Here is an 11922-nt window from a genome sequence, read left to right as displayed (position 1 = left end):
AACATTTACATCGCCAAAGTCGATTCAATCGACGCTCATCACAAACAGTAAATCCCTCTTTTAAACCAAGGTTAATCAGAGTTTTATCTTACAAAACGAAAACAACGTGCGACAGATTTCAACATGTAACAATCATGAATGTAACAAAAATTTAGATTATGAAACCACAATTGATTGAGTTAACAGTCAAATATCACAACTTGGGCGTATTTTTTCGATATAATAAACTAATTACTGTAGTGTCCGTTTTGCACCACACACTATAACGAAGCACTATAAATGCTCGAAATCACAAGAGGCTTTTATGAAGCAGAGTAAAACTCGCCTACCGAACCTATTGCAGGTATTCATCGCGTTAGGACTATTTCTATCCCTTGCTTTTTCCTTTACTGCAAAGCTTGACCTTCCAATTCAACTTGCCTTGTATATTGGCTGGTTCATTATCATGGTTCTTGGTATTCGTCTTGGACACCAATACAAAGACTTAGAAAAAGCAGCACTCAAAGGAATATCCAATGGCTTAGGCGCGGTTTTAATACTTTTAGCCGTTGGCGCTCTTGTTGGTACTTGGATCTCAGGCGGGATCGTACCTACTATCATTTACTATGGTCTGAAAGCTATCCACCCTTCTATCTTCCTTTTAGCGACCATGATCATCTGTTCTCTAACTGCATTGGCGACCGGTACTTCTTGGGGTGCTGCGGGTACAGCAGGTATCGCGATGATGGGTATCGGCCAAGGCCTAGGTGTTCCAGCACCGATTACTGCAGGTGCCGTGCTGTCAGGCTGTTACTTCGGTGACAAGATGTCTCCTCTTTCTGATTCAGTGATTCTGGCTTCTTCAATGTCTGGTGTTGAAGTGGTTGAACACATCAAGGGCATGCTTCCAGTTGCGTTAATCAGCTACGTGATTACAGGCATCATGTTTACTGCGTTTGGTTTCCACTACGCGGGCAACGTTGACATGAGCCAAGTAGACTCTGTCATCAAAGCGATGGAAGTTCAGTTCTACATCACGCCTTACTCATTCGTTCCGGTACTTATCGTGCTTGGTCTGTTGGCTTTCCGTATGCCTTCATTCCCGGTCATCAGTTTTGGTTCTCTGCTGGGTATTATCTGGGCAGTCATGATCCAAGATATCGACTTCCTAACGGCATTCAACACTGCTTGGGCACCGTTCTCAATCTCATCTGGCGTAGAGTTTATTGATTCGATTCTTAACCGTGGCGGCATGTCTTCAATGCTAGGTTCAGTTGCGGTTATCGTATTTGGTCTAGGTTTCGGTGGCTTACTGGATAAAGTGGGCGTACTAGAGACAATCGCTAAGGTGTTTGAGCGCCGCGTAAACAGCGCAGGCTCACTAGCGACGAGCACAATTGGTACGGCCTTCATGGGTAACGTGTTCGGTTCTGCAATGTACGTATCGTTAATCCTTACGCCAAAAATCTGTGCGAAAAACTACGACCGTTTAGGCTACAAGCGTAAGAACCTATCTCGTAATGCTGAGTTTGGTGGCACGCTAACGTCGGGTATGGTTCCCTGGAGTGATAACGGTATCTACATGGCGAGTATTCTTGGTGTTGCGACGCTGTCTTACGCACCCTTCATGTGGTTAAGCTTCATCTGTATCATCGTGACTATCGTGACATCTTACATGGGTTGGTTCGTTGATAAGTGTGAACCAACAGCACCAGCGTTTGAAGCTGAAGAAGCGACCGAGTTAAGCAAGCAACAAGCTTAAGTTCAGGAGCTAACGCTTTCGAACGTAACTCAAAACGTTAATGGATAAATGCAAAAAGAGCGCCCTAGAGCGCTCTTTTTTGATCTGCTGGTTTACTTATTTATCTATTTATTGGCGGTTCGTTTACCCAACCAGTAACCGATGCCTAACGGTGCAAAGAACACTACTAAGATAAACAGGATGAAGTAGATAATCACACCTTTGATTAACTCCATTAGCTTATCAATCGCCAGTACCACCACCTCTTGAGAGACGCGATCAAGGTCTTGCGTGAACAGTTCTCTTTCTGAAGTCACAATGCCGGCAATCTCGATGCGCTCTTTCGCAATCATCTCTACTAGAGCTTCTCTCTCACGTGTCACCATTTTTTCTAATGCCACACGTTCATCACTCAGCATCGCTAATTTTTGGTCGGTTTTATCACTGAGGTCGTTGAGCAATGGTTGCATTTCTGTCGACATAATAGAAGCCAGTGTTTGCATGTACTCCGGATTGTTCTCAATGAAGTCTTGCATGCTTGCTGATGTTTGACGAAGGCTTTCCAGCGTCATCGATAGGTCTTCACCCGTTAGTGAGCTATTCAATGCAACCAACTCCGCCTTCCACGACATCAGTTTTGGTGTCTGGTCAGCCATAAGGCTTAAACGATCAGATGCGTCACTCATTGCTTCTGGCATGGTGCCTAAGCTCTGAACGATTTGCGATTCGTCTTTACCAAGGTAACTTAGCCATTCACGGTAAGCAGGTGTGCTTCTGAATGTGAGGTCTTTAAATGGGTGGCTAGCAGCAAACTGCGCAACGAACGCTTTGCTGTTTTTGAAATCACTGGAGCTCAATACACCCTTTGCCAGCTTCTCGGCTTCTTGATCAAGAAAACGAGCGGTCTCTACTGCATTATCCGTCACGAACAGATCCGCGCCGTCGCCTTGGCTATAAAACTGATTCATTTGAGCAGTGAAAACCCACGAATCAATTAACGCAGACATAGGGGAAGTTTGGTAAGCCGCTTGTTGTAAACCCTGCTCTGCATGGATCTTCCAAAGCAACACATAAGATTGATGTAAGGTGTCATCAGCAGGGTAAGATTGCGCGATGAGATCGGCTGAGTCTTCTACTCGTGTAAAGAACATCTTGGCGTATTCACGCGTCATGATCCGAGCATTTAACTCTTGTTGAGTGAGAGGCGTCGTTTGACTATCTAACTTAACTTCTAAGAGAGAACAACCACTTAGCACAATGCTAAGCACCAACACCATCCAACTTCGACTCGAAACTCGTAACATATAAACCTCTGACAAAGACTAAGGGCGCGGATTGTATGAGCGCTTCGTCAGAGTATTGTCAAAAATCCTGTAAAAGTTAACGCTGACTGTCTAAATATTCATGAGCAGAATCCACAGAGGCTTTTATGGCCTTCTCTAATTCAGCTAAATCATGTTCACTGATCGCTCTGGACTGCTTCATTGTCATTTCAATACTTGCGGCAATGATGGCTAACCGAGACGCTTTAATACTGCCAGCCACGCCTTTTAAGCTATGTACAATGCGAGCCGCGGAGGTTTCATCTTTGGTCAACAAAGACTTAAACTTCTCGTAGTCACCTGCGTGGTCTTGTACAAACACACCAAGCAAGAGTTCGACAGACTCAGCATCACCATCGAGCGTTTCTAACATGTCTTCGATATCAATCGCAGGCTTTGAATCTGTCACACTGGCAACGTGTTTCTCGACTACTGGTGACTGCTCAGAGGCTTGCTGAATAGAGTCTTGCGGTACAACGGGTTGGCTTGTAACGTTAACACTCTGCGGAGGTTGAGAGGCGGAATACTGGCTCGTTGGCCTGTTCTCGGATACATAAGCGTCGCAATCTGCTTGTTTCACTGCTGAGGAAACAACATCGCTATAAGAAGCGTCTTCCTTACTTGAATTAATTTCTAGTTCAGAGCTGAGTTCTTGGTCGGCTTCTTTCATCGTTTTTGTGGACCTAACGCCCCAAAACACTATCCCGCTCATCGCTACCAAGCTTAGACCTAGCATCACCAACAATAAGTTGAATTGGCGATCATGGAACTCAGCTTCGAGTTTTATGATCTGTTCATTTACTGAGTTTTTCTTAATCTTATCGACCAAATAGTTAAGCTGAGCATAATCACTCAACAACGCTGACGCATCAGCCAGTAACTGCTGGAGTGCATCTTGCTCTTCGGTTTCTAGCGAATAAGATTTGTCCAGAATGGAATCAAAGGCGCGATAGGTCGCTGACGAACTTTGATTGTCAGAATACATGGCTTCAAATACCACAACACCGAATTCGTTGAGGAGCGGTTTTAGCTGAGGGGAAAGCTCTTTATCAGCACGCAAGATCTTAATGTTATCAACGATGTCTTGAACTTGGCTTTCTATTGGAATGAACTCATCGAACTTTTCTAGGAACTGATCAGCTACGTACAACAGTTGGTTGACATCAGGACGAAACAAGGCGTGTTGGAAATCAGATTCAATCTGCAGTCGGATCGAATAAACCAACTGAGCATCGAGTGCGAGATCATTGATACGAGAGACTCGAAGCGGTTCTGAGAAATAAAGCGATTGCCTCAATTCGTTGACTCGAATACCGAGCTCTTCGATTTGAGCTAGAGAATTGGTGTAGGAACGGCTTAGATTAAGAAGAGCCAATGAAGGAAGTAACCACAGAGCCAAGAGCACAACCAAAAAGGTGGCTGGTTTTTTAAAGCGTTTGGGCTTTGCTACTGATTGTTCCATCTATATTCCTTGTGCGTGTTAACTTGAAGCCATGACCGTAGCTAAAAGATTAAGCACAAAATAAGCGACAACGTCCTGCTGCCGCTTTTATCCGTTAACTTCGGACTATGACTTATTGCGAGTCAGTTGGTCACGTAAGTTCGGTGGAGTGCCTTTAATCGTTAGCGTATCTGTCTCCGGATCGTAAAAGATACGTTCGCCTAGAAGCAGACTATCAAAACTAACATTCAAACCGCCACCAGCACCAACAAATTTTGTTAGTTTACGCATAGTTGCGCGATCGGCTGGGAAGCTGTCTTCTAACTCGTAGCCTTGCTCACTAGTATAGTCAAAGAAGCTTGTGCCATCTGTGCTTGCTGGCAACTCACCAGAAAGTTCACGAACTTGTACTTCATCGCCCGCTTTAAGCTGCTCGTTACAGTAATCCGCAACCTGCTTTTTGTAGCTGATCGCTTCTTCTTTCTCTAATTTAGAGTCAGAAACGAAGTCTTCTACCGCTTGCATCAGTACTTGGTTCTGCTGTTTCGCATCCAAACCAACTTCAGCTTGTAAGAAATCTAAGAAGAAATCCGCGACTTTACGGCCAACACGTCCTTTAATGTAAGTTAAGTAACGGTTTGACTCTTTATCAGTCTCATAAGTTGAAAGGTCTAGACGAGCCGCGATATCCATTTTTGAGATATCAAGGTAGTCAGTCGCACTAATATCAAGCCCTTCAGTTACCTTTAGGCTTTGGTTTGAAGGCAATAAACCAATGAAAAGATAATCTGTTGCAAGTGACTGATATTCAGCCATTACCAAGATACCTTCGTCAGCGAATGGGTACTTTGATAGTTCGTCTTTTAGACGTTGCGCACTCTTTTGAGAAAAATCGTAAAAGTTTGTCTCACCAGCACGAAGTTGATGCAACCACTGCTGGAATTCGCTGTCAGATTTGAAAGAACCAAACCCTTTGCCTGCTTTTGAATTAAAAACACGGTGAAGTTCAGCAACTAGGCTTTCAGATGAAGCATCGTTTTCTAGAGATTCAGCACGATAGTTAACAATCAGCTCATCCTGATCGTTCTTGCTCAGCTGGTGTAAAATTACGTTGGAAAGGTGAAGGCTCATAGTGAAAATATTACCGTTCAGGTTTCAGTTGTCGTGCATAGTAGGTTATCATAAGCCGCTTTTACTATCATTATTAGAGTCCTTATGCCGATTATATCTAAATACACAGATGATCAAGTTGAAAAAATCCTAGCTGAAGTAGGTGCTGTACTAACTAAGCACAAAGCTTCGCCAGAACTTTCACTGATGATCGCTGGAAATATCGCAACCAATGTCTTAAATCAGAATGTTGCTGCTTCACAACGCAAAGGAATTGCTGAAAAATTTGCCGAGGCTTTAATTTCTTCTCTTGAAGATAAAAAGTCTCACTAAATTTGATTGACGGATAAAAGAATTATAAATGGTAGACAGCGCAAACTCATATAGCGATCGTGTATCTCGACTGGTTGGTTGGGGTCACTGGTTTGCATTTTTCAACATCATTGCTGCGATGTTGATTGGTACTCGTTATATTACTCAATCTGCTTGGCCAGAAACCTTGCTAGGCCAATTCTATTTGGCTGCATCGTGGGTTGGTCATTTTGGCTTTTTAGTGTTCGCGCTCTATCTATTAGTGCTGTTCCCGCTCACTTTTATTCTTCCGTCGAGGAAGTTATTACGTTTGGTTGCCGTTATCTTCGCGACCATAGGTTTAACTGTCCTACTGATTGATACCCAAACGTATCAAAATATAAACCTCCACCTGACGCCTGTCGTGTGGGAGGTTTTATTCAGTGGAGAGGAATCTGCATTCACGTCTGATTTGCAGCACCTCTTCATTGTTATGCCGCTTATCTTCTTGCTGCAACTCGGTCTATCTGAGTGGGTTTGGCGTAAGCAGCGTAAACTGTCTCATAAACACATTGGCCGTCCGATTACTGCCGTCTTCTTCTTGTGTTTCATCAGCAGCCACTTGACCTACATGTGGGCTGATGCGTACTTCTATAACCCAATTACTAGCCAGAAAGCGAACTTCCCACTGTCTTACCCAATGACAGCGAAAAGCTTTATGGAAAAACATGGCCTATTAGACCGTGAAGAGTACCTTGAGCGTTTAGAAGCGAACAAAGAGAATGTAAACCTAGTTAGCTACCCGCTAGAAAAAATTCAATACAACCGCCGCAGTGATGATCTTAATATCCTGATGGTGAGTGTGAACAACCTTCGCTCTGACGCTCTTAATGCGACAGCGATGCCAAACAGCTATGCCTACGCACAACAGTCGATCAACTTCACCAACCACTACAGTTCAAGTAACGATATGTTTGGTATTTTTGGCTTGTTCTACGGCCTACCGAGCAGCTACGCAAGCAGCATTGAAGCTCAGGGGTCAAGCGCAGTATTGCTCGATGTTTTAGAGAATCACGATTACAAGTTCGCTGCTTTCAGTGGCGACAACTTTAGTGATGCACTGTACTCGGATATCATCTTCCGAGGCCGTGATGTGATGCCAGAGCAAGCAACTTATGATGACCAGAGTGCCATAAAAGCTTGGTCTAACTGGATTCAATCACCGCAAGCTAAACGCCCTTGGTTTAACTTTATTGAATTAACCACACTGGATAACTTCGCCAGCTACGATTCAAGTTCAGAGTCGGACTCTACGCTAACGACAGCAGAGCGTTTTGCAGCAGACTATCAAAAGTCGGCGACAGCGGCCGATGCTCAGCTAGCAACTATCTACGCTGAACTGGAACGCTTAGAGCTTGCCGATAACACGGTGGTTATCATTACCTCTAACCACGGTACTGAGTTTAACGAAACCAAAACCAACAGCTGGGGTGCAAACTCCAACTACAGTCGTTATCAGTTACAAGTACCACTGTTTATCAGCTGGCCTGGCAAGTCTGCTTCTGAATACACCCACCGTTCTAGTCATCTAGACGTGTCAGTAACACTGATGCAAGAGCTATTGGGTGTATCTTCGAACCCAACAGATTTCAGTAGTGGTCGCAGCCTGTTTAATGAACGTAACAGAAAGTGGATTCTCGCGGGCGACTCTCGTGAACTTGCTCTTGTTACTGACCAGCAAACAACGGTGTTGGATAAATTTGGTAACTACAAATTGTACGACCAAAATTACAAGCGCCTGAAAAACGTAAGCCCTCGCTTACCTGTGTTGATGCAAGGCCTGACAGAGCTACAGCGTTTCTACACAAAAAATGACTAAATAATCAGCAAACAGCAAAGGGAAGCCAATGGCTTCCCTTTTTTATTGCCGTGAATGATTAGAAAACAAGCAACAAAACAAAATTATGAAAATTAAGGGTTTACAAGATCCTCCACCCCTTATATTATTCACGCCACTGGAGGGATGGCTGAGTGGTCGAAAGCACCGGTCTTGAAAACCGGCAACCGTTAATAGCGGTTCTAGGGTTCAAATCCCTATCCCTCCACCACTTTAAAGAAAGCCGCTGAGAAATCAGCGGCTTTTTTGCATCTGAAGCTTTTTAAAATATAAAGCTCATCTAACAAAACTCTCTACAGTCCCAGTTTCAAACCCATTCACTTTATACCAAGTTTTAAATTCCGATCTCACCGTTCTAAACTAAAAGTTCATGCGCCTAAGCCACTCCCCTCATAACTTTACCTGCAAGCCAATTAGATACTTTCTTTTTTAATAGCACAGAAACACTTCACGTATAACAAAAGTTGGGAATACTTGGCTTATTGAATATTAGATTTTGTCGGCTTCTTAATAAACCGAACAATAAATAATCATTCAGAACAAAAATACCAAAAAGCGTTCATAAAAAAAGCAGTCAGTTAATAAGGGTATTTACAAGCGAAAGCCACCCTTATATTATACGCGCCATTGGAGGGATGGCTGAGTGGTCGAAAGCACCGGTCTTGAAAACCGGCAACCGTTAATAGCGGTTCTAGGGTTCAAATCCCTATCCCTCCACCACATTAAAGAAAGCCGCTGAGAAATCAGCGGCTTTTTTGTATCTGGCGTTTACGTAAAGAGCTTACGTAGTTTCTACTACGCCACCTTTCGGCTCACTTCAAAACGCCCGATCAATTGGTCTAAGCGGCTCAATGCATTGCCCATCAAAGAAACTCGACGTGCGAGTTGCTTAGTAGACAGTTGTAAGTCAGATATTGAACGTTGGGCTTTATCTGCCGTTTGTCCGTTTTTCTGACTGTTCTCATCTAGATTAGACATCGTGGTAAACAGGTCACTCACCGCTACTTGAATTTGTTCACTGCGGGCGTTTGAGTCTACTGTTAAGTTTCCCTTACTCACATTCTCCACGCCTCGCTCCATAGACTCAACAGCACTGCGAGACTTACTATGCAGCTCTTTCATTAGGTCACTAATATGGTTCGCAGCTTGTGAGGTGCGGTCAGCCAGTGTTCTTACTTCAGAAGCGACGACAGAGAACCCTCTCCCGTGTTCACCTGCTCTTGCCGACTCGATGGCCGCATTCAAGGCCAAAAGGTTAGTCTGCGCGGTGATGTCAGTAATGATATCTATAATGTCAGACACTTTGGTCATTTCATTATTCACCTCATTCACACTATGTGCCGAGCTTTCTACGATATTGCGAACAATCTCCATGCCTTCGACGGACTGATTGTACTCCTTCTCCGCGCTCAGGACGGCTTGTTTCATCACCGTGTCCATTTGCGTTGCTGAAACACTCGCATGAGTAATTTCACTCTGTTGATACTGACTCAACTGAAGCATATTGCTTAACGCTTGTGATGCATCATCGCTGGTTTGCTTCATCACGACACTGCGACGAAACATCGATTCCGAAACCTCTCTAACTTCGTGACTCGCATGGATCAACTCACTCACCGTGTTATCTAAATTGTCGATAAAACTGTTAGTCCAGCGCCCTAAGTTGCCAAGTTCATTATGACTGAATGTGGTGGGATCAAGTCTCCGACTTAAGTTGCCATCACCTTCAGCTAAGGTCTGCATTACCCCGGTCATTTCATGAATCTTCTTCGCTAGTGGTTTGGCGCTAACTAAACGGAATAAGCCCAATGAAAGCAACGCGCAAGCGAACATAATGCCACTCTGCATAAAAGGTGTGAGTGTATAAAGGTTGGCAAACAGTAATGGAACAAATAGAGGCAGTAGCATGCAGCTGATAAAGTGCTTAGATAAGGTATAACTTAGACTTCGGTCTCTGTAGACCTCTTCTAAATCGGACTCACACATCATGCCAAAGGTATCTGGTGAACCATCCAATTGAAAAGTGATACCTTTGCCAATAACGGGTATGTGGCGATAGTCAGAATACCCCGGATAACCAATAAACAAGTTATTGCCATTTTTAATGGTTTCTCTTACGCCTGGGTGAAGCTGATTAGTGGCTGGGTCTGTAAAGCGAATCTCAAATTCGGTGTGGTGCTGGATCTTAACCGTTCCCCAATCAGTATGAATCCCTTGCTTTAAGTTCTCGCCGTGTGAAAAGGTATTATCTTCAAAGCGAGAACGAGAGAGCGCAACACCCGGCTGAGTATTAGGATCATGAATGGAGTCGACCATAAAGATATAGTTATCACCCGACTCGCTATAAATATGCCCCGCTTCTCTTTGAATAATGTCACCAATAACATCATTTGGAACACGACCACATAGGAATTGCGGCGCCCCTTCATCCCGAGAAAAGGGGACATAAAACATCAGCGTTACTTGGTCATGAAACGATGAACTCGAAGCCCCTACGTTCAACGTGCGCTGATCCATATACGGCCCATGCAGATAACGCTTTGAAGCCCCTTCAACTAAAGCCTTCTTGTCTCCAAGGTTAACCCCTACATGCTCATGATAACTCGATGCTTGTGCTATCCCCTTAGCATCGACGATCGCCAACTCAGAAAAATCCGTACTGCGTTTAAGAAGGCTAGATAACGTCCCCTGTGCTTGCTCTTCCGTTCGACTTGCCAAATAAACAGCAGAGTCTTCTAAAAAGTCCCATTGATTCTTGACCCAGTTATGCAGAAGTTGAACTCGCGTGTGAGCAATACTTTCAAAAGCTTGTTCAAGCTCCTCCGTCCTACTTCGATTGAGGAGACAAGCTCTGCGCATAGCCAGTTTTCCTGTTGCGCCAAACCAATTAAGCCAACTACGTTCCTTGTCCGTCAGGTTCATTTTATCCCTTGTGTTTTTATAGACACATGGGTCAAGCAATTTACAGACCACAATTAACCACACAAATACGTAACTAATTAATAAAAAAGTACTTTATATGAGTCACAATGGTGCAAGCGTGTCTTTTATGGTGCAAAAGGCGCTTATTTCACACCATCATTTCAATGAACTATCAGCCGCTAATTTGAGAGGTTAACCGTGAACATGATAGGCCGCTTTTAACAGCTGCATGTGAATCGGCACCAGATCTTGGTGTTTAGTGCGGTACCCGCCACCGACTACGCAAGCCATCGGAATAGACTCTGATTTCGCTAATTCAATCATGAAACAGTCGCGCTCAAATATCCCTTGTGTCGAGACATTCAAATAACCCAGTTCATCGTCTTGATGAATATCTATCCCCGCATCATAAATAATCAGATCAGGTTGATGGTGAGCAATCGCTAACTTAGTGACTTGTTCAAAACAACGTAAGAACTCTTCATCTTCTGTTTCACGACTTAATGGCACATCTAAATCGGATAGCGGCTTTCGTGCAGGGAAGTTTTTATCGCAGTGGAACGACAGAGTAATGATGTCATCGTTGTCTTGGCAAAGAGTTGCTGTGCCATCACCATGATGAACGTCGCTATCAACGATCAGCACTTTATCGATATGTTCAAAGGTCAGCGCGTGTTTTGCCGCTAAAACCAAATCGTTCAACAAACAAAAGCCACTGCCAAAATCATGATGCGCATGATGATAACCACCACTCAAATGAATCGCTAAACCAGTCTCTATTGCCATTTCAGCGGCCAAGCAGGTTCCACCACTTGAGTAGAGTGTTCTTTCGATAAGTTGCTCGCTCCACGGGAAACCGATACGTCTCATCTTTGCTGCAGGTAACTTACCAGACACGAGCAAATCAACATATTCGCTATCATGTACCTGTTTTACTTGCTCAACCGAAACCGGCGTTGGTTGGCACACTTCAAACTTGCACTTCCATCGAGGTTCGCTATTCATCAGTGCCTCAACAGCACTATGCAACAACTGATATTTGTTGATTGGGTAGCGATGATCTTCTGGTAAAGGTAACTGTGAATAGATTGGGTGGTAAATTAAAGGAATCATAATCAGGCTAATTGCGTATCTTTCTCAAAATCATAACAGCCTCAAACTTGGCGACAACCTTAATTAATGATAATGGTTATCATTGTTATTAATTATAAAGTAGAGA

General features: G+C 43.9%; 8 protein-coding genes and 2 tRNA genes. 5 read left to right on the top strand and 5 right to left on the bottom strand.

Features of this window, described 5'->3' with window-relative positions:
- Positions 1-304: 304 nt before the first annotated feature.
- Positions 305-1741: a Na+/H+ antiporter NhaC gene (nhaC, locus tag AB6E30_RS01800; RefSeq protein WP_017063453.1), complete on the top strand. Its 1437-nt coding sequence runs from the start codon at positions 305-307 to the stop codon at positions 1739-1741.
- 104 nt (positions 1742-1845) lie between these two features.
- Here nhaC and AB6E30_RS01795 read toward each other — a convergent pair whose 3' ends face one another.
- From AB6E30_RS01795 to yejK, 3 genes are all read right to left on the bottom strand, one after another.
- Positions 1846-3024 carry a chemotaxis protein gene (locus tag AB6E30_RS01795; protein WP_372102477.1) on the bottom strand — a complete coding sequence of 393 codons (1179 nt, stop codon included), beginning with the start codon at positions 3022-3024 and terminating at the stop codon, positions 1846-1848.
- 76 nt (positions 3025-3100) lie between these two features.
- On the bottom strand, positions 3101-4504 hold the full coding sequence (locus AB6E30_RS01790) for an Hpt domain-containing protein (RefSeq protein ID WP_372102475.1): 1404 nt from the start codon (positions 4502-4504) through the stop codon (positions 3101-3103).
- Between the two features lie 105 nt (positions 4505-4609).
- On the bottom strand, positions 4610-5614 hold the full coding sequence (yejK, locus tag AB6E30_RS01785; RefSeq protein WP_017061190.1) for a nucleoid-associated protein YejK: 1005 nt from the start codon (positions 5612-5614) through the stop codon (positions 4610-4612).
- Positions 5615-5698: 84 nt separating this feature from the next.
- Here yejK and AB6E30_RS01780 point away from each other — a divergent pair, with 84 nt between their 5' ends.
- The 4 genes from AB6E30_RS01780 (at position 5699) to AB6E30_RS01765 (ending at position 8501) form a co-directional block, all read left to right on the top strand.
- Positions 5699-5926: a YejL family protein gene (locus AB6E30_RS01780; RefSeq protein ID WP_004734063.1), complete on the top strand. Its 228-nt coding sequence runs from the start codon at positions 5699-5701 to the stop codon at positions 5924-5926.
- Positions 5927-5954: 28 nt separating this feature from the next.
- Positions 5955-7763, top strand: a complete 1809-nt coding sequence (locus AB6E30_RS01775) for a DUF3413 domain-containing protein (RefSeq protein WP_017065981.1) — start codon at positions 5955-5957, stop codon at positions 7761-7763.
- 138 nt (positions 7764-7901) lie between these two features.
- A tRNA-Ser gene (locus tag AB6E30_RS01770) sits at positions 7902-7992 on the top strand.
- A gap of 418 nt (positions 7993-8410) precedes the next feature.
- Positions 8411-8501 (top strand) — tRNA-Ser (locus AB6E30_RS01765).
- A gap of 75 nt (positions 8502-8576) precedes the next feature.
- On the opposite strand, the gene AB6E30_RS01760 is transcribed toward AB6E30_RS01765, so the two are convergent.
- Together AB6E30_RS01760 and AB6E30_RS01755 are read right to left on the bottom strand one after the other, a co-directional pair.
- Positions 8577-10703, bottom strand: a complete 2127-nt coding sequence (locus tag AB6E30_RS01760) for a methyl-accepting chemotaxis protein (RefSeq protein ID WP_372102473.1) — start codon at positions 10701-10703, stop codon at positions 8577-8579.
- A gap of 192 nt (positions 10704-10895) precedes the next feature.
- Positions 10896-11816: a histone deacetylase gene (locus tag AB6E30_RS01755; protein ID WP_372102471.1), complete on the bottom strand. Its 921-nt coding sequence runs from the start codon at positions 11814-11816 to the stop codon at positions 10896-10898.
- Between the last annotated feature and the right edge of the window lie 106 nt (positions 11817-11922).

This window comes from Vibrio sp. 10N.247.311.12 (genome assembly GCF_041467515.1).
Lineage (GTDB): Bacteria > Pseudomonadota > Gammaproteobacteria > Enterobacterales > Vibrionaceae > Vibrio > Vibrio crassostreae_C.
This window is presented reverse-complemented; position numbering and strand designations above follow the sequence as displayed.